The 21,078-nt window shown below is 56.0% G+C and carries 21 protein-coding genes and 1 tRNA gene; 5 read left to right on the top strand and 17 right to left on the bottom strand.

Annotated elements, in window-relative coordinates; translation table 11 throughout:
* Positions 1-47 precede the first annotated feature (47 nt).
* Complete coding sequence (locus P0120_03635; protein MDF0673425.1) at positions 48-689, top strand: response regulator transcription factor; 642 nt, start codon at positions 48-50, stop codon at positions 687-689.
* A 28-nt stretch (positions 690-717) separates the two neighbouring features.
* Here the strand turns inward: P0120_03635 and P0120_03630 are convergent, their stop codons facing one another.
* From P0120_03630 to P0120_03620, 3 genes are all read right to left on the bottom strand, one after another.
* Positions 718-1,374 carry a response regulator transcription factor gene (locus P0120_03630; GenBank protein MDF0673424.1) on the bottom strand — a complete coding sequence of 219 codons (657 nt, stop codon included), beginning with the start codon at positions 1,372-1,374 and terminating at the stop codon, positions 718-720.
* Between the two features lie 588 nt (positions 1,375-1,962).
* Positions 1,963-2,490 carry a hypothetical protein gene (locus P0120_03625; protein ID MDF0673423.1) on the bottom strand — a complete coding sequence of 176 codons (528 nt, stop codon included), beginning with the start codon at positions 2,488-2,490 and terminating at the stop codon, positions 1,963-1,965.
* Positions 2,491-2,923: 433 nt separating this feature from the next.
* Positions 2,924-3,370 (bottom strand): response regulator, encoded by a 447-nt coding sequence (locus P0120_03620; GenBank protein ID MDF0673422.1) that lies wholly within the window; start codon positions 3,368-3,370, stop codon positions 2,924-2,926.
* Positions 3,371-4,261: 891 nt separating this feature from the next.
* Here P0120_03620 and P0120_03615 point away from each other — a divergent pair.
* The 3 genes from P0120_03615 to P0120_03605 all read left to right on the top strand — a co-directional run bounded on the left by P0120_03615 (position 4,262) and on the right by P0120_03605 (position 6,408).
* Complete coding sequence (locus P0120_03615) at positions 4,262-4,648, top strand: DUF2630 family protein (protein MDF0673421.1); 387 nt, start codon at positions 4,262-4,264, stop codon at positions 4,646-4,648.
* A gap of 198 nt (positions 4,649-4,846) precedes the next feature.
* Positions 4,847-5,230 carry a hypothetical protein gene (locus P0120_03610; GenBank protein MDF0673420.1) on the top strand — a complete coding sequence of 128 codons (384 nt, stop codon included), beginning with the start codon at positions 4,847-4,849 and terminating at the stop codon, positions 5,228-5,230.
* 335 nt (positions 5,231-5,565) lie between these two features.
* Positions 5,566-6,408 carry a dihydrofolate reductase family protein gene (locus tag P0120_03605; GenBank protein MDF0673419.1) on the top strand — a complete coding sequence of 281 codons (843 nt, stop codon included), beginning with the start codon at positions 5,566-5,568 and terminating at the stop codon, positions 6,406-6,408.
* A 149-nt stretch (positions 6,409-6,557) separates the two neighbouring features.
* Here P0120_03605 and P0120_03600 read toward each other — a convergent pair whose 3' ends face one another.
* The 7 genes from P0120_03600 to P0120_03570 all read right to left on the bottom strand — a co-directional run bounded on the left by P0120_03600 (position 6,558) and on the right by P0120_03570 (position 12,708).
* Positions 6,558-7,703: a sorbosone dehydrogenase family protein gene (locus tag P0120_03600; protein ID MDF0673418.1), complete on the bottom strand. Its 1,146-nt coding sequence runs from the start codon at positions 7,701-7,703 to the stop codon at positions 6,558-6,560.
* Positions 7,704-7,794: 91 nt separating this feature from the next.
* Positions 7,795-8,898, bottom strand: coding sequence for a pyrroloquinoline quinone biosynthesis protein PqqE (pqqE, locus tag P0120_03595; protein ID MDF0673417.1), 1,104 nt, complete (start codon positions 8,896-8,898; stop codon positions 7,795-7,797).
* A complete protein-coding gene (pqqD, locus tag P0120_03590; GenBank protein ID MDF0673416.1) occupies positions 8,895-9,176 on the bottom strand; it encodes a pyrroloquinoline quinone biosynthesis peptide chaperone PqqD in 282 nt (93 codons plus the stop codon). Before pqqD ends, pqqE begins: the two co-directional genes overlap by 4 nt.
* Positions 9,145-9,939 carry a pyrroloquinoline-quinone synthase PqqC gene (gene pqqC, locus P0120_03585; protein MDF0673415.1) on the bottom strand — a complete coding sequence of 265 codons (795 nt, stop codon included), beginning with the start codon at positions 9,937-9,939 and terminating at the stop codon, positions 9,145-9,147. The genes pqqD and pqqC overlap by 32 nt, the downstream gene beginning before the upstream one ends.
* Positions 9,912-10,835: a pyrroloquinoline quinone biosynthesis protein PqqB gene (gene pqqB / locus P0120_03580; GenBank protein ID MDF0673414.1), complete on the bottom strand. Its 924-nt coding sequence runs from the start codon at positions 10,833-10,835 to the stop codon at positions 9,912-9,914. The genes pqqC and pqqB overlap by 28 nt, the downstream gene beginning before the upstream one ends.
* A gap of 26 nt (positions 10,836-10,861) precedes the next feature.
* Positions 10,862-10,999: a hypothetical protein gene (locus P0120_03575; protein MDF0673413.1), complete on the bottom strand. Its 138-nt coding sequence runs from the start codon at positions 10,997-10,999 to the stop codon at positions 10,862-10,864.
* A 1,433-nt stretch (positions 11,000-12,432) separates the two neighbouring features.
* Complete coding sequence (locus tag P0120_03570) at positions 12,433-12,708, bottom strand: hypothetical protein (protein ID MDF0673412.1); 276 nt, start codon at positions 12,706-12,708, stop codon at positions 12,433-12,435.
* 27 nt (positions 12,709-12,735) lie between these two features.
* Between P0120_03570 and P0120_03565 the strand changes: the two genes are divergently transcribed.
* The gene (locus tag P0120_03565; GenBank protein MDF0673411.1) at positions 12,736-14,199 is read left to right on the top strand and encodes an IS1380 family transposase; all 1,464 of its coding nucleotides are present in this window, start codon (positions 12,736-12,738) and stop codon (positions 14,197-14,199) included.
* Between the two features lie 227 nt (positions 14,200-14,426).
* Here the strand turns inward: P0120_03565 and P0120_03560 are convergent.
* The 7 genes from P0120_03560 to P0120_03530 form a co-directional block, all read right to left on the bottom strand.
* A tRNA-Arg gene (locus tag P0120_03560) sits at positions 14,427-14,502 on the bottom strand.
* A 198-nt stretch (positions 14,503-14,700) separates the two neighbouring features.
* Complete coding sequence (locus tag P0120_03555; GenBank protein MDF0673410.1) at positions 14,701-15,051, bottom strand: fibronectin type III domain-containing protein; 351 nt, start codon at positions 15,049-15,051, stop codon at positions 14,701-14,703.
* Positions 15,052-15,349: 298 nt separating this feature from the next.
* Positions 15,350-15,553, bottom strand: coding sequence for a hypothetical protein (locus P0120_03550; GenBank protein ID MDF0673409.1), 204 nt, complete (start codon positions 15,551-15,553; stop codon positions 15,350-15,352).
* A 478-nt stretch (positions 15,554-16,031) separates the two neighbouring features.
* A complete protein-coding gene (locus tag P0120_03545) occupies positions 16,032-16,226 on the bottom strand; it encodes a MoaD/ThiS family protein (protein ID MDF0673408.1) in 195 nt (64 codons plus the stop codon).
* Positions 16,227-16,315: 89 nt separating this feature from the next.
* Positions 16,316-17,698 (bottom strand): HD domain-containing protein, encoded by a 1,383-nt coding sequence (locus P0120_03540; GenBank protein MDF0673407.1) that lies wholly within the window; start codon positions 17,696-17,698, stop codon positions 16,316-16,318.
* Positions 17,699-18,703 carry a galactose-1-phosphate uridylyltransferase gene (gene galT, locus P0120_03535; GenBank protein ID MDF0673406.1) on the bottom strand — a complete coding sequence of 335 codons (1,005 nt, stop codon included), beginning with the start codon at positions 18,701-18,703 and terminating at the stop codon, positions 17,699-17,701.
* A gap of 116 nt (positions 18,704-18,819) precedes the next feature.
* The gene (locus P0120_03530) at positions 18,820-21,024 is read right to left on the bottom strand and encodes a glycoside hydrolase family 57 protein (protein ID MDF0673405.1); all 2,205 of its coding nucleotides are present in this window, start codon (positions 21,022-21,024) and stop codon (positions 18,820-18,822) included.
* Positions 21,025-21,078: the final 54 nt, after the last annotated feature.

Genomic DNA, 21,078 nt, shown 5'->3' with positions numbered 1-21,078 from the left:
CGATGTTGAGCGGAAACAGGTTGGCCGTATCATGCAAAGGGAGTGTCATGTCTAGCGTTAGAATTTTGCTTGCCGACGATCACCCGTTAGTTTTAGAGAGCGTGAAGCAATTACTCGAGCCGGACTTTTCGGTGGTAGGGACCGCACAGACCGGGCAACAAGTGCTGGAGCAAGCCGAGAAGTTGCAGCCGGATATCGTGCTGCTTGACGCCAACATGCCGGGGATGAACGGATTTGAAGCGGCTCGACAACTCAAAAACATCTTGCCCACGGTTAGAATTATCTTTCTTACGATGCTGACCGAAGCTGTTGCAGTCAGTGAGGGATTCCGTGCGGGAGCCATGGGCTATGTGTTAAAGCAAGATGCCTCGGACGAACTCCATGCCGCGGTCAAGAGCGTCATGGCGAATCGAAGATTTGTGTCTTTCAAACTTGACGTGGAAGTTCGTGAAGCGATGGAATGTCAATGGTCGCGACCGGAAGGCTATACGACGAACTTGACCGACCGACAGCGGCAAATCCTTGCGATGCTTGCCGACGGGACTTCCACCAAGGATATCGCCAAAGAACTCAACATTTCGATGAAGACCGTGGAATTCCACAAAGGCAATATTACCCGCAAGCTCGGTGTTCGTACCACGTCCGATTTGATTCGCGTTGCGCTCGCTTCAGGCATGACAGCCTTGTGAACGGACATCGATCGACCGGTCTATCAGGCTAGTGAAGGGCGATGAGTCCGTTCGTGATTGCATACTTCGTCAGCTGAGCCGCCGACCGTATGCCGAGCTGCCTCATAATCCGTGTCTTGTGAAACTCGACGGTCTTGATCGAGAGGTTCAGGACGGCCGCCACTTCTTTGATGGATTTCCCTTCGGCCACGAGCTGCAGCACTTCCCGCTGTCGTAAACTGAGCGTGTGAGCAAATCCTCCTTCGGGTGCTTCTTCAGTGTCCTCATCGGCCTGAGAATGTTTCCCCCGGTCGGCGACGATCGGAGAAACGAACGTCTTGCCGTTCAAGACTTCTTTGAGCGCCTGCACCAATTCCGATCCGACCGACTGCTTCAACACATAGCCCGATACTCCTATACGGAGCGCTTCCGTCACGAAGTTTTGCTCCGAGTGCATCGTCAGGATAAGGACTTTGACGGCGGGGTGGTGCTTCAAAATTTGACGGGATGCATCCAATCCGTTGAGCAGCGGGAGAGAAATATCGACGATGACCACGTCCGGCTGACATTCTTCGACGGCTTTGAGCAACGCGCGGCCGTCCGGAACAATCCTCTGCAGTTCGAATTCCGGTTCCAACAGTTTTTGAATGCCCTGGGCGACAAGGACATGATCATCGGCCAGCAAGATGGAAGGTTTGGTATTCATGGACGATCTCCTTCTCTGCTTGTCATAATCGCATCATTCTACACCTTGAACGATGTCTCGTGAATCGTGCGTATTCAGTCCGTGCTACCAGCTGTATGACAAAATACACTGCGCGTGGCGCTCAAGGGAGCCTACTAGCCCGCCGAGCAGGGATCCGTTGGTATATGGCCACCATGAGGATGGTTGATTGTCGGAGGAGAAGCAAGGGGCAATGCCATCAGTGTAGCTGCCACATCATTCAAGAGCGTGCATTCCCTGAATGTGCTTCCAAAGCAGATCTTCGAAGTCCCGCTCTGAATGGATTGCCGGTCCACGGAATATCGAGACGAAGGTAATGAAATGAAATGGTCGTCGATAGACGTGAACTCATGGCAAAAGCAGTGCAGGTGCTAGCTTTCTGCATCGGGATAGAGGAGGTTAGCTGGAATTGATCGAAGCGGGGCGAGGACCTGAACATCCTGCCTTGCCGGTGACAGAATGTCCCGTCGATCAGCATCCGTGAAATCGATTCTGACCGAGGCTCTACGGGTGCTAATTGGTTGCGGTCGAGTAGGAATCCTGCCGACTAGCTTACAAGAAAGGCGTAGTTCATGAATTAAGAGCAGCGGCATGCCACGTAGATGTGTATCGAGCAATGGCAGCAACAGTGAGGCCGATCAAGAAAATCCAAAAGAGGAACCCAAGACCGGTCACGCTCGTGGAAGTGTCCTGTTCCTGCTGAGTCGAGACATCCGTCTGGGCATGGGTTCGTCTTGAAGAAGTGGAAGCGCTCACCAGCCAGAATAAGGCCAGAATAACGGCGATAGCTAGAGAAGAGAGCCAGTAATGCCCCACAGCGTCAGCTCGAAATGGGATCAGCCAGAGGCCACCGGCCCATATCAAGAGCGTCGGCAGGCCTGCACCTTCTTCCATACTACGATCCGCTGCGGCCACCATGATCGAGAGGACGACTAACGCTAAAAGACTCGCGACCATAATTTCCAAACGTTTGCTCCGTTCCTGAGGTTGCAACGATTGGGCGAGAGTTTTGATAGGAGCGGCCAGTTTATCTGTGACTCCCCATGCGATGGCGATCACAATCAAACCCAACATCCACAAGATGAGAATCTCTGCCATGGGAAGCCTCTCGATCCGGGTCGGTTATGATACCTTGCAAGATACTCGCCATGACATCATGGCATAGCGGCAACTCTTCGCCTAGCTTTTGCTGAGATTCATCACTCAAGCAAAACTGCGGCGCACCGGCGGACGACTTGGCTGTATCTTTCTTTCACCGGCGCGGGACGGAGCCGAGGTCTCTTTGGCTGCCCGATGACTGTAACATGGTGAACGTATCGCCGGCAGCTTGTTACCAGGGATCATCATCGTGACGCTGTACTGATTTAGGGCGTTCCAATCCCCAACCCTCAGCCTCCCGTACGTCTGGTTGTGCCGTTGAGCCTTGTACTTCTTGCTGACGCTGCTAAGGCTGACGCTCTGGTATGGCGGGAGAGAACGTCTCTCTGAAGGATATGAGCAGCCCTCAACGCAGTGTAAGCCTCAGTGACGATCAATGTGGTGGAGTGAGCTTGTCGAGGGAAACGCCGGTCTCCTGAACGATTACAGCATACAACTGGTCGCCCACCGTTTCTTTCGGAAGGACGGCGGTCGCGCCGGCTCGCTTCATCGCGGCACTGTTCTCGTCACCGGTATTGACCGAGATCCCGATCACTATCGTCTCCGGCCAGTGCGTTTTGATGTGTGTCGTGGCATCGATTCCGTTCATTCTCGACATGTTGATGTCCATCACCATCACATGTGGACGTAGGCCTCCGACGAGCTTAACCGCCTCCGCACCATCCCGATCGAAATCGAGCGTGAGCCTGTCATTCACCTTTACAGGAGCGAAATGTCCAGATGACCGTTCATATTGAAGGCCGAAAATGTCGGCAAAAAAGCGCGCCGACTTTTCCTTGTCACGCGCGGGCAGGATCGTATGATCGAGTTCGATGGTCATGAATGACCTCCATGGGTATCTAACCCACATTCTATGAATGTCGCCAGTTCCCGAATGCTATGGTCAAAACGTGCTTTCCAGTCTGCCTGGGATGCAAAATGCGCTGGATTCTGTACAGCCTGCCGACAGAGTTGAGCGTCGCCTGCACCCACTCGTTGACGACATCTAGGCCGTCTCGATCGCAAAGCATTGTTAACCGTATCCGTTCACTCATGGTGTTGTCATAAATAGGACAAAGTTGGTTTGGTTCCCAGCCATTGTATTCTCCAGTCAAACAAGACCATTCTTCTATCCAACTCGCAGATTCACGTGCATCAAAAAACCTTTCTATCGCCGACGTTTAAATCCATCCCAGCGACCTGACGATGCTCTGTGGACCGGCGAGGTACAATCGGGTGGTCTCTCCTGGATGGCACCACGAACCTGCTCATCAGTGACGCCGACTTGATCCGTCAACGATTGTTCCACGACGTTTCCTCTCTCACCGACAGGGATCTCTGGTTCTAAACTGTTTGCGAAACGCTTTCCTATTTCACATGGTGGTCTTCTTACGGGCCTCCGAGAAGTCGGAAATTCCCTGATTCTCACTGAAGTGTCCGGTATGGCGGTGTTCCCTGATGACCATGCGGTCTCATGGCGTCGCCGGGAAGGCCAACCGCGCGCATCACCCTGCTGCCACTGACAGGCGAATCGAGCATGGGCATGTGCGACACCTTGAGTACCTCCGCTCTGAGCCACAGCATGTGCTGATTGTCCGCCAAAATCGGCTACGAACGTAGCCCAGCAGGAGATGCTGGATACATGCACAACTACATCTCTGTGCTCATTTCTCGGGAATCTGCTAGTCCTCATCCGCCCTTACAGGCAGTACAATAGAGTGGAGAAGTTCGAATGTTGTGTAAAGACCATGCAGGATCAAGACATCAAGCAGTGGATCGTCTCGACTCTTCCGGTTCTACAGACCCATCGGGAAAAGTCGCGCCAAGTGAAATACTCGTTGCAAACGAACCCTTAACGGACGCGGGTGTCGAAATGGATGAGAAAACAACCGATCAGTCAGTGCTCAATCGTATCGAAGAACTCGTCGGCCAGGAGCATGAGATGCTGGCTCGCGAAACCACGAGTGAGGAAGATCAAGGCTGGTTGAGGGCTCTGCAAGTGGAACTCGATCAATGCTGGGATTTCCTTCGTCAACGACGCGCGCTACGGACCGCCGGACAAGATGCTGACATGGCGCAGGTCCGACCGCCGGAGATCGTCGAGAAGTATGAGCAATGAAACAGTCGTTGACGTGATCTCTCAACGGATGGAAGGAGACTTGAAGCGATCCAAAGATTTTATCGAGTCACAGGGCCCAAAAAACGAGGTCTGACGAAATACCATCAAGTAGAAGCAGATTGCGCCTTTCGTCGTATTGACCGGGGGTGAAAAGTGAATCACCGAACGAACACAGATCGATGGATCATTGATGGATGCGTGGGTCTTTGTTTCGGGATCGGCCTGTCCGCTGCATGGGTGACTGCCCCGGCATGGGGGGCCGAAGAACCATCCGCTGCCCGGGCCGGTCTAGCCGGCGACGTGCGATCGGGCGAGATGAGATTCAAGGAACCTGAGATGGCTGGGTTGGACAACACGCCAGAAGGGGGTACCTTACCGGGAGGCACAGTGCCCGGCGGAACCCTGTCCGGCGGTACTCTTCCCGGCGGCACGGTTCCGGGGGGCCCTGTTCCAGGCGGGACATTGCCGGGCGGGACCTTCCCAAATGAGACGGTACCGGGCGGCACGCTTCCCGGCGGAACGGTGCCGGGCGGCACAGTGTCCAGTGACGATCTCCCTGGCGAAGATCAGCCGAACTTGTGAGCATGCTTTATCTGTCGGTCTGTGTGAATCCATCAATCATCGTTATCGCTCGTGCCTTTGCCGTTTAGTGCTGGAGCGGCTTTACACTTCCGCTTGCTTGTTGATGGCAACGAACCCATCCAGAGCCAAAATCAGCCAACCTGCTGCGGACTTGACCTTCCACCGCTTTGTCGTCACGCTGCAAGGTCATGTTGTGAGATTCCTAGGTAACCAGAGGACATAGGCTCGAGATCTCCATGACCGGCGGGTCTACTACTCCGAAAAATCCTAGTACTGATAGCAACCGCGCCGGGGCTCAATAGGGTACATCTGCAGCCTGGCCTCACTCTGGAGGGATGTTGGACATTAGAACGCTATACGATGGAAGCGGAGCTCAACCCTCTCCCTGTCTGACGAAGATCCTGCGCGAAGCGTATGATGGAGAATTGTTCTTCAGCAATTCATCGAGCAGACCGCTGATCTTCGGCAACTTCGTACAGACATTGGACGGTATTGTCTCACTGAAGATTCCAGGTAAATCGGGAGGCGCGGAGATCAGTGGGAGCAATGAAGAGGATGCGTTCATCATGGGGATGTTACGCGCCTATGCCGACGCGGTCGTGTTCGGAGAAGATACCTTTCGGAACGCGCCCGAGCATGTTTGGACTGCGGGCTGCGTGTGTCCCGCATTCGAGACGGAGTTTCACGCACTTCGCAAACATGTGGGTAAGGACTCTCTCCATCCTCTGAATGTCGTCGTGAGCGGCAGAGGCCGTGTCGACCTGGACGAACCATTGTTTAGACATGAAGAGATCCGGAGCCTCGTGCTGACGACCGAACAAGGCGCCGCGCGTTTGCATCAAAAATACGGAGCCACGTTACCGGCTACGGTCCACGTACTTCCAGGCGACGCGGCGCTCGATCCATCAGATATGGTTGCGCTGCTCCATGCCGAGTATGGAGTGAAGCTTTTCCTCCACGAAGGAGGGCCGACGTTGTTTTCAGCTTTCCTGGAACAATCGCTGCTCGACGAATTGTTTCTCACCATGGCCCCTCAAATCGTCGGGCGAAGCCGGACGGGAGAGCGGCCGGCTTTTTCCGGCCCGCTTGAGTTGATCCCCAAGCAGGCAATCTGGGGAACCCTGCTATCCGTGAAACGGTCCAAGAGCGGTCATCTGTTTCTACGCTATCGAGTTTGATCGCAGGCAGGACGTGACGAATATCATGAGCGGGCGATCAATTCGAGAGCAGCCGACTCCCATGAAACCTTCTATCAACGAACCAGCCCTTGGCTCGACCGACACTGCAATCTGCCTTGGAAATCTCTTTGATTGCGCTGCGATGGCGATTAGGGTTCGCTGTAGGTGATTCGGTAGATCGCCCCGGCCGAATCGTCTGAGACCAGCAGGGCACCATCCGGCATGACGAGGACGTCGGCAGGGCGGCCCCATTCCTTTTGGCCTTGAAGCCATCCTGCTGCAAAGACCGAATATCGGGTTCGCCCCTGCTCATCTCGTGACACCAGCGTGATCCGATATCCGATTTTCTCGCTCCGATTCCAAGACCCATGTTCGGCGATAAAGATTTGATTCCGATATTCCTTGGGAAACATGGTGCCGGTGTAAAAACGCATGCCCAGGGAGGCGACGTGAGGACCCAGATTGGCGGCAGGTGCCGTGAATTCCCGGCAAGCATGTCTGCGGCCGTACTCAGGATCCGCAATCGTTCCCCCATGGCAGTAGGGATAGCCGAAGTGCTGCCCTGGCTTCGCCGCATGGTTGAGTTCGTCCGGCGGTTGATTGTCACCGAGATGATCCCGACCATTGTCGGTGAACCATAAGTCATGAGTGGTCGGGTCCCAATCGAAGCCGACTGAGTTTCGGACCCCACGCGCGACGATCTCGTACTCGCTCCCGTCCGGATTGAGCCTGCCGATGAGGGCGTAGCGATCGGGATCTGGTTCACAGATATTGCAGGGGGCTCCCACCGGCACGTAGAGTTTTCCGTCCGGCCCAAAGGCGATAAATTTCCACCCGTGACTGGTCTCTTTGGGCAAGCGGTGCGGGATGACCACCGGTGGCGGCACATCTTTCAATCGTGTATCGACATTGTCGAACCGCAGGATGCGATCGACGGCGGACACGTACAGCGAGCCCTTTCGATAGGCCACGCCCACCGGCATGTGCAACCCGCGAGCGATCGTCAGCACTTCGTCGGCGCGCTGATCGCCGTTCTTGTCCAGCACAGCATAGACATCGCCTTTTTCCTGTGTGCCGACGAAGAGGGTGCCGTCCTGCCCGAGCGTCATACCCCGCGCATTCGGAACATTGTCCGCGTAGACGGCGATGGTAAAACCAGGAGGAAGTTTGATCGTATCGAGTGGAAGAGAGCCGGCTTCGATCCGGTTCCCGATGAAGCACAGGATCAGCGAAGCACAGACCGCCACGACAACACGATTCATGACTGTGCCTTTTCGCACGCGGTTTGACCTCATGATGATCTCCTCGCGATTACAGATCCACTATCCCAGCAATACCATAATAGAAGAACGAAGAGAGCGGGTAAACCCCGGGCAATACGTCGGATCATCGCGAAGAGCACCCCCGACCGGTCCGATAATCGAACAGAACAGGGATTTCGGTCGTGCGACTAGCCTGAGCTCTGGCCGACTCAATGTGGTCATGGCCGGGAGCGAGAGAGCAGACAGGGTCGGTCATGCCGGCATCTCCCATGACATGAAACGCTTGACAGCGACAACCTCCGAAGTCCACGGCGCGGCGCTCACAAGTGCTACAAGGCTCGGGCAGCCAATCGTCGCCACGAAATCGGTTGAATCCCGCTGAATGGTGCCAGATATCCGCGAGCCTGCGCTGCGCGACATGCTCGAAACGCAATCCCGGTATCGTATGCGCCAGATGGCAGGGCAACGCGAGCCCTTCCGGATTGATCACGATGAACCGGCGGCCCCATCCTTCCATGCAGGATTTGGGGTACTCGGTGTAATAGTCGGGCGTGACGAAGAGCACCTCCATTCTTCCACGAAGGCGTGCTTTGGCCTCAGCCGCAACGGTTCGCGCCCGCTCGACCTGTTCCCGAGTGGGGAGGAGCGCGACGCGATTCTTCAATGCCCATCCAAGATACTGCGTATTCGCCAACTCGAGCCGATCGGCGGAAACGCGTTCAGCCAGGGCGATGAACTCTTCGACTTCAAAGATGTTCTCTCGATGGAGCACGACGTTCATGGTCAATGGAAGTCCGAGCGATGTGACCCACTGCATGACATCGAGCTTGCGGTTAAACGACGGTGCTCCGGCGATTCGGTCCGAAACGGACGATCTCGTACTTTGGATTGACACTTGCACGCTATTCAGCCCAAGTGTGCGAAGTCGAGAGAGTCGCTCGGGCGTGAGCGGAATTCCGCTCGTAATGAGATTTGTATAGAGGTCGAGCTTGCCGGCCCCCTCGATGAGCAAGTCCAGATCATCTCTCAATAACGGCTCGCCTCCCGTGAGGTTGAGTTGAACCACGCCGAGTTCTTCGGCTTCATGAAACACCCGAAGCCATGTGTCAGTGCCGATTTCGCTCCCATGCTCTGCAAGGTCCAACGGATTCGAACAGTAGGGGCAGTGAAGCGGACACCGGTAGGTGAGTTCGGCAATCAATGTATAAGGGCGATGCTCGTGATTCATGACAGGCGTTGAAGCAGGCCGCGATCGGCGAGGACATCCAGAAACTTGCAGACCTCTCGCTTGATCTCATCGGGAGACCCGTTATCATAGGCTCGGGTGAGATGATCCACCATATCCTCGATCGTCCATTCACCCGTGCAAAGACGCACAATTGCCGTGGCCGTGTCGTTCAGTTCGAGTCCCCTCTCAGGGTACAAGAGCAGGTGACGACCGGTACGCCGATCGAATCGAAGGCGTACTTTTGGACTAAGCCGAGGTCTGACTGTGGCGAGAGTCATGAGCAGTTTGCTTCCGTTGCGATCCCGTCTCAACATACGCCAAAGAGAGGTGGTCGAGCATGGTCCACAAAATATCGGCCTTCTTGACCAAGGCTTTCACGCAACTTTCTTGAAGGGAATAAGTGGTCGCGTGCTGAACGACAAATTCGACGGCCTGGTTCGAATCGAGAGTTGCACGAGAGATGCGCAACTGAAAATACTCCAGGGACTTCGAGCACACCCAGGGATAATGTTGCCTCCACGCTTCGAGGCGGCGCGCCATGAGGGAAGGCGCAAACAATTCCGTAAGCGAGGAGGCCACGGCCTCGAGAAGCGGAGCCTCGCGGACGAACCGGACATAGTCGTCGCACGCGACCCTGACTCCCGGGAGGACGGATCGGAAACTCCCCACCTCGTCTGCGTTGAGGCCTACGCCTCGTGCCAACTCAAGCCATAGGGCGAGTCCGCCTTCTCCTTCCTGTTCGCCGTCATGGTCTCGGATGCGACGGAGCCACATCCGCCGAAAAGCCGGGTCCTCGGATTTCGAAACAATGAGGGCATCCTTGATGGGAATCCGCGTTTGATAGTAGTAGCGGTTCAGTACCCACTGTTGGAGCTGTGTCTTGGTCAAATTCCCGTCATGCATCAGCTCATGGAACGGATGGCGGTCATGGTAGCGACGAGAGCCTTCCCGCTTGAGCCATTCGATAAAGGCGTCCTGTGAGAGCCGATCCCGACGGCGATCTTCCTTCATCGTCACAATAGGATCTCCATTCCGTCCCATGCGACCTCCCATCCTGTCGTCTCGACGAGTTTTCGTTCGTGAGAATCCTCCCGTAACATCGGATTGGTGTTGTTGATGTGGATGAACACCCGGCGAGAAGCGACAATCTTCGAGAGCATCGAAAGGCTTCCTCCCGGTCCACCGACAGGACAATGTGCGAGATCTTCCGCCGATTTTTCAAGAAATCCCGGGGCGGACAGTTCATCGCTCGACCAAAACGTCCCGTCGAACATGACGCAACCGGCTCCCTCGAGCGCGTTGAGAACTGAGGGCGTGATCCGACCGACAGCGGGAAAATAGGCCAGCACTCCCCCGTCGGACGATTGGCGAAAGCGAAGCCCCACATTCACGTCCGCCTCACAGGAGGAAACGAGTCCCTCCAAATGGATTGGAAGCTTCCCCGGAACTGCCACGGCTGTCACCGTCAGCCCAGACGGTCCTCCATCCGCATGTAACACTTGTTCCTCAACATCGAGCTTCAAGGTCCGCCAGGTGACCTGTTCGGCGAAACGCTGGAGCGTCCGATACAAGACATTGCCTTCGGTGAATCCTCGGCGCACGGAGTCGGTCGCATACAGAACAAGCCGATGATTCTCCCGAAGCGAGAGGAGTCCCAGACAGTGGTCCAGATCTCCGTTGGTCAAGAAGATGGCTTGGATCGGCGTAGAACGTGATTGACGAGGATGGAGGGGGCCGAAGCTTTCGATCTGAGCCCGAATGTTCGGAGAGGCGTTGATGAGAAACCAGTTATCCCCGTCTGCGCTGAGACTGATGGATTCCTCTGTCCGAGAGCTTGCGACGACCAGCCCGTTCCGCAGGCCTCTGCAATTCACACAGGCGCAGTTCCACTGTGGGAATCCACCTCCAGCAGCCGACCCTAGAACCCGAAGGATCATCACATCCACCCTATTGCCATTCTTGGCTATCCTTGACGGGTGGTGCTCCTCGGCTCCTCCGTCGATCGTTCCTTCGCGTCGGGGTCGTCTCGAAAATCATCTTGGTACGAACCGATCTCGGCGTCCATTTTTATTTCCACACATGAGGGCGCTTCCCAATTCATGATAGGTCCTCCTTCTGTTATCGACAATGTGCCGATCATCGCCGGAACTCGGTTCGCATTTCAATATTCTCTTTTCCACCCGACGGGTGTGAGCCATGAACGCACATCGGAAGTGCGGTATCTTTTTTCGATCAAACTTTGCTTCGCGGCGTAATGGAGATTCTTCAGCTTAATGAAATCCTGTCGAGTGTGGGATCCGCCGCGATGGCTAGGCATGAGAGCAAGACACAAGGCTCATCCACCTGACAGACCAGGACGCGCTGCTGCTATTCAATGCTCACCACGAACGGTTTCCCTTCGTCCTTTCCGCGCATCAGCGTGGAGCTCGGTGGGGAACATTCGTCGATACAAGCGATGCCGAAGAACAGGAAGATCGCAAATAGCTGTGGGGCGGAGAAGCGCTCGACCTCAAAGTCCGCTCAATCGCGGTGCTGCGGATAGATAAAACCCGCAGGAATTCATTTCACATGACACGGCTGTCCGTTGTATCAGGGCTATTCGCTGGGTAGTTTCTTACTTTGCACTGTGCCACCTGGTAGCGTGCCGCCCGGCACCATGCCACCAGGCACCGTTCCTCCTGGCAAGGTCTTATTGGGAAATGTTCCTCCCGGGACTGTTCCACCCGGAAGAGTCCCACCAGGCAACGTGTCACCCGCACTGTCCCTCCCGGCAATGTGCCGCCAGCCGGCGTATTGTCTAGGCCGGAGCGTCCTGTCCGTTCACCGGTCTTTCCCGAACGTACGCTATCGAGTGTTCTGCCAGACGGGTTGGGTGAATCCCCAGGCCCTGCGGCACAATCCGAGGACATCAACAGGACGGAGACTCCTAAAATGAGGACGAGTGGTGTGATCTGTTTGGTCACAGCCTGGGCGATTGTACGTGAACGAGCATTGGTTTCTGAACCATTGGTCGGTTGGTCACCTGATCAGACACGGGCCACTGTTTCTTGTCGGAGAGCGAAAGCGAAACGGGGCTGCCGGCTTTCGCCAATCGATACAAAGCCTCTATTGCAAACAAAACTTCCACCATGGACCGCCTCTTTGTGAAGAAGACCAGGGCTCCTCAGCAGTGCCTGTGAGGCGGACTCTGTCCTTCACATTGATCTGATAACAACAACCTGCTCGTTCGTTCTTATGCCAAACATGTGAAACCATACCACTCGGCATCACCCTCGCATTCACGCAGCCACAACTCGTTGTTCATTGGACGGACGAGGTGATGCTTCGGGACAATCCCAGTGCGAGATTCGTTCTGCCCCAGGCAGAAAGGCATGGGGAGTTAACATTATTCATCAAACGTAGGTTTCATTCGCCACAAAGAGCCGACTGGAAATTTTTCCCAAGGAGTAATCCTCTTTAAGATCGCGGATGATCCGCTCGACGCCCGCGCAACAATTGTGCAAGCACCAGAGGTTCAGTGGCTGCAGCATGAGGTTAGTGGTGAGCACTTGATAGTGGTACTTCCCAAGATTGAACAGCATCAGCGGCTGGCTGGGCCATGCGCAACAAGGACTGCCGCAACGTGCTGGGATCGGGGTAGGTCGGCAGGCCGCTCAGGCGACGAAACATGTCATGGGCTTGCAACATGGTAGTCTCGATTCGCTCCAGACCCCAGATCATGGAGTAGAGAATCGCGAGCAGCAACTCGCCCACGCTGTATTGATCCCGGATTCCGCAGTAGAGTGGTTTTGATGTAGAGTAGGCGGCCAAATTCTCCTGTCCACAGAGGAGGTTGGCATGCGCGTCCGTCCAGCTCCCGCATCACCGCTCTATCCGAAGATTCGCTTTGCCTTCACGGACCATCCGATCACCGTCTGGGCCGGTGCGATTCTACTGCGGCTGTATTTCGAATTGATCGGGCTGCGCGCGGCACTTGCTCCGCTGCTGATCCCCTTTGCGAAGACCTCCAACAATCAGATTCCGACCGTGGACGTGCTGCTGGCCTGGTGGTATGGGCTGGCACTGGGCGCTGAACGTTTTGCGCACATGACCCGCTATCGGCGGGATCCACTGTTGCCACGGCTGCTGGGCCTGCCGCGGTTTCCCTCGCCCGATACGCTGCGGCGGTTCTTCTGTGGGTTTACGTACCGGCGGACCACCGAGGTATCGGAGGCCCTGATGCGGTTCTCCTTGAAGGCCATGCGACCGATTCTGCTGGGCCACACGCTGGATTTGGATTCGACCGTGTTCTGTCGGTATGGCGAGCAAGGTGGGAGTCTCAAGGGGCATAACCCGATCAAGCGTGGCCGCCCCTCCCATCATCCGTTGGTGGCGTGGTTGAGCGAGCGTCGGCGGCTCTTGTGGGCCACCTTGCGGGCGGGCCATGCAGGGACGGCCAACGGCGCACGGGAGTTTCTGGCGCAAGCGCTGACGCTATTGCCCGCCGGGCACCAGATTGGCCTGGTGCGTGCCGATGCCGGCTTTTTTGTCACGGCCTTCTTGCACTGCTTGGAAACCCGGGACTTGCCGTACATCATCGTGGCGCGGCTCACCCCGCTGGTGCGCAAAGTGGTGATTCACCGGATTCCGGAAGCCGACTGGCGGCCCGTCGCGCGGGGCATCGCGGTCGCCGACATGATGGCCACGTTGCTAGCCTGGCACGGACAGCCACGGCGGTTCGTGTGTCTGCGCCAGACGCTGACGGATCGCCCCGATGCGAGTGGGCGGCGGCTGATCGAGTGTCCGGGCTATACGTACCGCGTCTTCGTCACCAGTGTCCCCTTCGCCGCAGAACTGGTCACCCGAATGTACGCGGGCCGAGCCGACAGTGAGAACCGGATCAAGGAACTGAAGGAGGACTTGAGTCTCGACACGTTCTGTCTCCAGTCGTTCGAGGCCACCGATGCGGCCTTCCGCACGGGCTGCGTCCTCTACAATCTGCTCATGGGCTTTCGCGAGACGGTTCTGCCCTCGGGCTGGTTTGAGCGGCGGCTGCGAGCCGTGCGAGATCTGGTCTTCCTGGTCGGGGCGGATCTGATCCCCGACGCCCGACGGCTGCGGGTCCGGTTCGCGGTGCCCCCTGAGGAACGGTCCGAGTTGCTCCAGCGCCTGCGCACGCTTTCCGAGGGGCTGCCCATTGCGGCGCAGTTGGACTGGGACTTGAGTGCAGCCAAGAACGAGGATCACGCCCTCGCTCGCGCCCCCAATCCCTCCATGCCTACGATCCAACCATCACACCAGATGTCTGGGGCCTCCCCCTAATCGGATCTCTACTGCGGAATCCGGGTTGATTGTTGCGCTGACGGACGGCGACGTCCTTTGCCACCGCGGTCTTGACCTCAATGCGGGTCAGGAGATCGTTCTCCGAAAGCATGGTCGTTGTGAATCATGCAGAAGACCGAATACTTGACAGAGGTACATACAAGGAGGTGCCGAGTGAAAATAAGGCAAGCCGGAGGTCTTGGTAACCAAGGAGAAGCCAGTAGGTTTGGTGCGCCCGACAGGACTTGAACCTGTAACCCCCAGATCCGTAGTCTGGTGCTCTATCCATTGAGCTACGGGCGCATGCCGAACCAGTGCTGAGGTGTGACTTCTGAGTTAAAGGGCTAGCTTGAAGACGATGGGCAAGGAGGGAGTTTCGTCTCAGGACTTAGCACTTTCGTCTCAGCACTTCCTGGAGTCAGTGGTTATACAGTTCTCGGAGAGTGAGGGTCAAGGGACGAACGCTGGAAAAGTCTGGACTCGAGGTTCAGCGATGGTTGATTAGCGGATAGTCTTGCTCACTTCGTTTGAGAAGGAACTTTCGGCCCCATCCGAATTGTACGCGGTGACTGCGAAGAAATGGGTAGTGCTGGCTTCCAGACTAGTTACGGTGTAACTCGTGAAGTCCATGGTCACGGTAGCAATCGGTGCACCATACCCCCCTGAGGCCGTTGCCTGATAGATCTTGTATCCTTCAAGGTCCGGTCCTGCGCTCGCATCCCACGAAAGCGTGGCCGTTCCACTGGTTGGCGCGGAATCAGAATCAGGTGAAGCGCACGCTGTAATAACGAGCGGAAACAAACGGATCAGAAGCCAACGATACTGGCTGGTCATCGATCTCGGTAGCTCCATGCCGAACTCCTTGGTTGTGGCAGTCCGTTTGGAAGTCTATCCGCAAAGTTTGTACCGATGTCAGCATGGAAATATTCCCACAGAAGTACGTGGAACTACAAGAGATGAAAAGGGATTGCCAGGACGATCAGCAGGATGAGGCTCGCCGGGTCACTGTCAGAATCGTACAACTTGGCCCGAATTTGTTACTTCTTAGAGGGCTGGATGAGGGGAGCGAGGCTCTGCTCCATGAAACGAACAGAAAGGGGGCTTCCTACGGCGTAGAAAGCCCCCCATCCCAGCTTTACGAAGCTGAGTCTTACTTGCCCTTCTCTTCCTTCTTCTTATCACTGAAGGTCTCGTCGACCTTTCCGCCCTTCTCGTCCTTCTTCTTCTCTTCACCGTACACAACCACGTGGCCGCTCTTCTTCTCTTGCTTCTTCTCATCACCACTGGCAAACGCTGGTGCGCTGAACGTCACTGCCACTGCCACTGCCATGACTGCCATCAACATGCTCTTCATTATGAGATACCCCCTGTATGAAAGTTATAAAAGTGTGTGCCACTCAATGGGCACTTACCGGAGACATTCAGCAAAGGTAATGCCGTTCTGCCTTATTCGCAAGATGAAACACAGACCTTTGATGAATCAGTAGGTTAGGAAATTTCTCTCATGAAACCGCGAATGATTAATCCTACATGGCGCTGTAGCAGAATGGTATCGATACGACTAAACTGCCTCATTTGTATAGCAGCATGCTGACCGGCAGACTCTTTGCGATCACCTGCCCTTACTCGGTTGCAAATCCGTTCGAGGGGTTCAACGGTTGGCTGCAAGTAAGAAGACAGGCCTGACCAGCGACGGGGCGGGATACCTTGAGATGCTCGTGTAGAAACCAGATATATTCGTGTTCCTATTTCTATGCTCAGTATTTTGGCGGCGCCGTCCTCGATCGGGCCAAAGCAGCAGGGTGTTCATTATGACAAAATCGGAACGATCCTTACCCTCCCGAAATCACCGGACGGATTTCAATCTGGTCTTGGTCGGAAAGCATCTCGTCCTCAGTCACTAATTCGTCGTCTCGAATCACCAGGTGTGCTTCAGGCAGAAGATGCAATTCGCGCAGCAGGTCTTTGGCTTGCTTCGGCCCTTTGATTTCGATCGACCGCGACGGGTGATTCAATTGCACGTGCATAGGAGGATGATACGCGTTCCAGCAACCAAGGGGCAAGCGTGTCAGGAACTATGAGTGAGCGTTCGAAAGGCCGAAGAACAAGTAGCTGATCAGCACCGAGCGGAGAGTCGATTCTTTACGTAAGTGAGGCCGTCCTCCAGCGTTCCAAAGTCTCCATCAAGTTGAGCCTCATAACAGTCGTCAAGGAGTCGGCCCATGTCAGGACCTGGCCGGATTCCCAATTCCAACAGGTGACGGCCCATGATAATGGGAAGAGGAGCCCGACGGTCCACTGCCAGGTGCTGTGCCCGGGTCAATAACCACTCGCCGGCGGGAAATCCATCAAACTGGTTCGGCGGCCGCCCTGCATGGTCCGCCCGAGCCACGCGCACCAATCGGTCGATGCGGTGGACTTGCTTTGCCAATCGACGGATTGCGCTGTCCGAAGCGTTGGTGTTATGGAGGGCACGAGGACGAAGATGGCAACACACCAGAGGGACCACTTCATCGATGAGGTCCTGCTGGCTGGTCAGTCGTTCAAGAAAACGTCTTGTCGGGCCTGCCCCTTCCGATTCATGTCCTCGGGAGGTTACGTACCCATATTCCGCTCTCGTCGTGGCCGGTTTGCCGAAGTCGTGGCAGAGGACGCCCAACCCGACGGCAAGATCGTCCGGCTCATCACCGGTTCGCTCCGCTGCGAACCAGTCCAAGCAGTGGAGTGTGTGCACCCAGACGTCGCCTTCAGGGTGCCAGATGGGATCTTGTGGGCAACCTTCAAGGGCTGCGAGCTCCGGATAGAAATGCAGCCAGCCGCAGTGACGTAAGAACTGCAAACCCAGCGATGGCTTGCGTCCTTGAAGGAGCAGCTTCTTCCATTCTTCCCACAGACGCTCGCTTGGTTGACCCTCCTGGGACAGTGTTCGGCACAGGGCCACTGTTTCCGGCGCAACAGTGAGCTCAAAGCGGGCAGACAGCTGCATGCCACGCAAGACGCGCAGAGGATCGTCGGCGAATCGGTTTGACGTGTGACGCAATGTCCGTGAATCAAGATCGTCGCGACCGTTGAAGGGATCGCGAAGCTCCATGGTGTCCGGATCCCAGGCCATCGCATTTATGGTGAAGTCTCGCCGCGCCAGCGCCTCGTCGATGAGCATGTCGGGAGCGCTTTGCCTGAGCAAGCTGGGGAGAGGGGTATCGTCGGTGAGCATGCGGGAAGGAATGGAAAGATCGACCGGCAGACCTTGCAGCTTGAAGACCTGGAACGCTTTTCCAACGAATTGCACCGAGAAGTGCTCGCTCAGCAGTGCATAGACTTGACCAGGCGGGAGTCCAAGGACTTCGAGGTCCAGATCCCGAGGCTGTCGACCGAGCACGAGATCGCGGACTGAGCCGCCAACCAGCCAGACCCTTCCGCCTCCACGACGAATGGTGTATTCAATACGGCGAAGGACTTCCCTTAGGGCAGGATCTGCAAGACGAAAGCGGGCCGGCATTTAGATCACCGCTTCGCGGAGAAACGTCGCGGCTTCCTCCGGGGCTACCGGATTGATGTAGAAGCCGGTGCCCCATTCGAAGCCTGCGACTTGCGTCAGTTTGGGGATGATCTCCAGGTGCCAATGGTAGTAGTCGCCGGTCTTCTCATGAAGGGGAGAACTGTGGAGGATGAAGTTGTATGGGGGACGGGACAGCACTTTGTCCATGCGGCGCAGCGATTCCGAAAGGATGGGAGCCAGAAATTCGAACTGCGACTTCTGACTTTCCTCGAAATACGCCGCGTGACGCTTGGGAAGAATCCACATTTCGAACGGAAATCGGGGTGCGAACGGCGTCACACAGAGGAACTCCGTATTCTCGGCGACGATCCGATCTCCATCCGAGAGATCTTGTCGGAGAATGTCGCAGTAGATGCAGCGCTCCTTCTGCTGGTAGTGATGGCGGCATCCGTCAAGCTCCTCTTGCACGCTCGTCGGGACGATCGGTAGGGCGATGAGCTGAGAATGGCTGTGTTCCAGTGTCGCACCGGCGGATACACCGTGGTTTTTGAAAATGAGAATGTAGCGGAACCGAAGATCCTTTCTGAGATCGATCATTCGGTCCCGATAGGCCCACAGCATGTCCTCGATCTTCTTGGTCGGGAGATCTGCGAGGCCTTCGACATGGTTGGGTGTTTCGATGATGACTTCATGAGCGCCCACGCCGTTCATGCGGTCGTAGAGTCCGATCCCCTCGCGACCCATGTCCCCTTCGACATGCAGCGCGGGAAATTTATTCGGGACGACACGCACGGTCCAGTTGGGAGAATTGGGTCCGCCCGACTGCGGTCGATAGGCCATGATTTCTTTGGGTGTGAGCCGTTCCTGTCCCGGGCAAAAGGGACAGAGGGCGGTGGAAACAGGTCGGGTCTGTTGGGGTTTGACGAAGTCATGTGGGCGGCCCCTTCGTTCTGTGGAAATGATTACCCAGCGGCCCACAATGGGATCACGTCTTAAATCGGGCATGTGCTCTCCACTCTCTTTGAAAAGTTCTAAGTGCTCAGTCCTGGGTGCTCAGTGTCCCAGACAAAGACCGATTTCACAACTCAAAACCCAGCACGCAACCCTCAGCACTGTTTCTCCTAAACTCTCCACAGTCCGGCCTCAAATTCCGGCCCGGGGACGGTGAGGATGGCCGAACCATGGCCGGGATAGCGGGCCACTTCAAGACCCTGTTCTCGGACGATGATCGAGATCTGGGCCGCATTTCCTTGTTCCAAGCACAACTCTTTCCAAGGGACCGCCAACTCCAGGATGGCGTGGGCTTTGATCGAGCCATAAGAGCCGATTTCCTGCCAGGCATCCGTCTGGGTCCGGCGAGATAAGAGAAATGCCTTCGGGCCCGGCGAGGAAGAAAGCGGAAACATAAGCCGAAACGTGAATTGAGGCCCTTGCACAGTAATGTCGACGTCGAGGCCCTGTCGTGTGCCGCTCGTTTCGTCGGGGTCGAATCTCATTACGAGATGATCCATGTTCCAGCCGAATCGGATCGCAGTGAAGAGCCCGTCGGCTTTCCACATGGCGCCAAGCGGGGGTCGCGTATCGATGCTTCCCGCGCCGCGCCATTCGAAAAAATCGGTCACCATGCCGTCGATCGTGGGATTCAACAGGACGAGCGGCTGTTGAATCGAATCGGACCAGGAGGCGATGTCCCTGGTGCAGATGGGATTGTTCAGTTGGTCGGGAGGCGGAATGCCCATATAGGTCCAGACATTGCGGAGATGCGTTCGAAAGAGCCGATCGAATTCCGGCTTGAAATCGGTATCGAAATCATCACCGTACCACCAGAACCAGTCGCTGCCTTCGGCGGCGTACAGTTCTTGCCATGCCGCTCTTGCGCGGTCAGGAGGAAGGCTCGGCGCTAGCTCCATGAGCCGTGTGCGCGTATGGCCGAGGAGATCCCATCCGCGATTGTCCTCATGGTGCCCGATCCAGATCTTGTAGTCGGAATTGATCCAGGAGCCTGAATGGAGAGAGGGCAGCTGCTGCATGGGCTGAAAGGAGGTAATCGCATCGGAGACAGTCGACGTGTGGACCACGATCTGTCCGGCTTGATCCAGTCTATGATTCGTGAACGCCTCGTACAGGAGCGAAAGGAATCGTTCACCGCCGTCGTGATAGTGTTCCCACGGGTTTTCACCGTCCAAAACGATGGCGATGACGATCTTATCTTGTGAGACTTCATGGAAGATGCCCCGCACACGCCGCATGACATCCTCGGCTGCGGATTCGGGAGTCGTCTTGTGATAGACGAATCCGAACGCGTCGGAGATCTCGCGGTCGCGAAACAGTGCGGTTAAAGAATGCCCCTCTTCACCGATGCGATAGGGTTGATAGAGCGCGGACTGTCGATGCCATGGACGGCCGCACATTCCCAGAGAGCGTGCAAGGATGCCTTCGTCCGTGGCAAACCAGCGAAGGCGGGCCTGATGGATAAGAGGAAGCATCTCGGGACAAACCGATCCCTCTGATGGCCACAAACCGACAGGAGACCGGCCGAATGTTTGATGATGAAAATCGACGGCCTGTTGAAGTTGAGCCGCGGCATCATCAGGTGCGTGGAAACGAGCGGGCAAGGGGAGGTCCGGCCTGGCCCGTCGGTTGATATCGGTGTCGATGACCAGCGGCAGAATCGGATGATAGAAAGGAGTCGTGGTCAGTTCGATTTGTTCCCGCTCCATGAGCCGTCGGTACAGGGGGAGAATTTCTCGCACGGCCGTCCGTTGCAGTTCCAATACTTCCTGCTTGTCGTCCTCGGTGAAGCCGCGATTTTTCTGGCGCAGCGTGGCCAGACGAGGATATTGTTGAACGGTGCCGTACCCGAACCAGGCGAGATTGTGCCAAACTTGCAGATCCAGGAGCTCTTGTGTGGAAAATTGGCGGGCGACGCGGTGGAGATCATGCCCTGGCATGTCCAGTCCCCGTTTCACCAGCAACTCATGGTATCGTGGATAGGGTCGTACCATCGTCGCCCAGTTGGCCGAAAAGAAATGACGAACCAGGAAGGCCTTTTCTTCAAGAGTGAGATTGGCTGCTGGGCGTTGTGCATGTTCCAGAAAAAGGTCGAGAATCTTACCGGTGTCGATTTCCTGTAACTGCAAGAGAAGGGATGGGGTAAAATTGAATGTGGCGCGAACAGCAGGAAATCTTTCCAACAAAGCAGCCATATCATAATAGGCCTTGGTCGCATGCAAGCGTACCCACGGCATGCTGGCCGATCCAGCTACGGGATCGGTGTAATAGGGTTGGTGCATATGCCACAGGAAACACACGTGGACATTCTTCATCGCTGCCGATTCTCCCTGCTTTCGGCGAGTATGTCATAGGGGGTATGAGCATGC

This window comes from Nitrospira sp. (assembly GCA_029194675.1).
Lineage (GTDB): Bacteria > Nitrospirota > Nitrospiria > Nitrospirales > Nitrospiraceae > Nitrospira_D.
The sequence above is the reverse complement of the archived record's forward strand: the minus strand, read 5'-3'. Positions and strand labels throughout refer to the sequence as shown.

What these genes read in the sequence shown, in the direction of transcription:
- P0120_03635 (MDF0673425.1), top strand. Translation starts at nt 48, where the DNA reads ATGTCTAGCGTTAGAATTTTGCTTGCCGACGATCACCCGTTAGTTTTA.
- P0120_03630 (MDF0673424.1), bottom strand. Translation starts at nt 1,374, where the DNA reads ATGAATACCAAACCTTCCATCTTGCTGGCCGATGATCATGTCCTTGTC.
- P0120_03625 (MDF0673423.1), bottom strand. Translation starts at nt 2,490, where the DNA reads ATGGCAGAGATTCTCATCTTGTGGATGTTGGGTTTGATTGTGATCGCC.
- P0120_03620 (MDF0673422.1), bottom strand. Translation starts at nt 3,370, where the DNA reads ATGACCATCGAACTCGATCATACGATCCTGCCCGCGCGTGACAAGGAA.
- P0120_03615 (MDF0673421.1), top strand. Translation starts at nt 4,262, where the DNA reads ATGTTGTGTAAAGACCATGCAGGATCAAGACATCAAGCAGTGGATCGT.
- P0120_03605 (MDF0673419.1), top strand. Translation starts at nt 5,566, where the DNA reads ATGTTGGACATTAGAACGCTATACGATGGAAGCGGAGCTCAACCCTCT.
- P0120_03600 (MDF0673418.1), bottom strand. Translation starts at nt 7,703, where the DNA reads ATGAGGTCAAACCGCGTGCGAAAAGGCACAGTCATGAATCGTGTTGTC.
- pqqE (MDF0673417.1), bottom strand. Translation starts at nt 8,898, where the DNA reads ATGAATCACGAGCATCGCCCTTATACATTGATTGCCGAACTCACCTAC.
- pqqD (MDF0673416.1), bottom strand. Translation starts at nt 9,176, where the DNA reads ATGACTCTCGCCACAGTCAGACCTCGGCTTAGTCCAAAAGTACGCCTT.
- pqqC (MDF0673415.1), bottom strand. Translation starts at nt 9,939, where the DNA reads ATGGGACGGAATGGAGATCCTATTGTGACGATGAAGGAAGATCGCCGT.
- pqqB (MDF0673414.1), bottom strand. Translation starts at nt 10,835, where the DNA reads ATGATCCTTCGGGTTCTAGGGTCGGCTGCTGGAGGTGGATTCCCACAG.
- P0120_03575 (MDF0673413.1), bottom strand. Translation starts at nt 10,999, where the DNA reads ATGAATTGGGAAGCGCCCTCATGTGTGGAAATAAAAATGGACGCCGAG.
- P0120_03565 (MDF0673411.1), top strand. Translation starts at nt 12,736, where the DNA reads ATGCGCGTCCGTCCAGCTCCCGCATCACCGCTCTATCCGAAGATTCGC.
- P0120_03555 (MDF0673410.1), bottom strand. Translation starts at nt 15,051, where the DNA reads ATGGAGCTACCGAGATCGATGACCAGCCAGTATCGTTGGCTTCTGATC.
- P0120_03550 (MDF0673409.1), bottom strand. Translation starts at nt 15,553, where the DNA reads ATGAAGAGCATGTTGATGGCAGTCATGGCAGTGGCAGTGGCAGTGACG.
- P0120_03545 (MDF0673408.1), bottom strand. Translation starts at nt 16,226, where the DNA reads ATGCACGTGCAATTGAATCACCCGTCGCGGTCGATCGAAATCAAAGGG.
- P0120_03540 (MDF0673407.1), bottom strand. Translation starts at nt 17,698, where the DNA reads ATGCCGGCCCGCTTTCGTCTTGCAGATCCTGCCCTAAGGGAAGTCCTT.
- galT (MDF0673406.1), bottom strand. Translation starts at nt 18,703, where the DNA reads ATGCCCGATTTAAGACGTGATCCCATTGTGGGCCGCTGGGTAATCATT.
- P0120_03530 (MDF0673405.1), bottom strand. Translation starts at nt 21,024, where the DNA reads ATGAAGAATGTCCACGTGTGTTTCCTGTGGCATATGCACCAACCCTAT.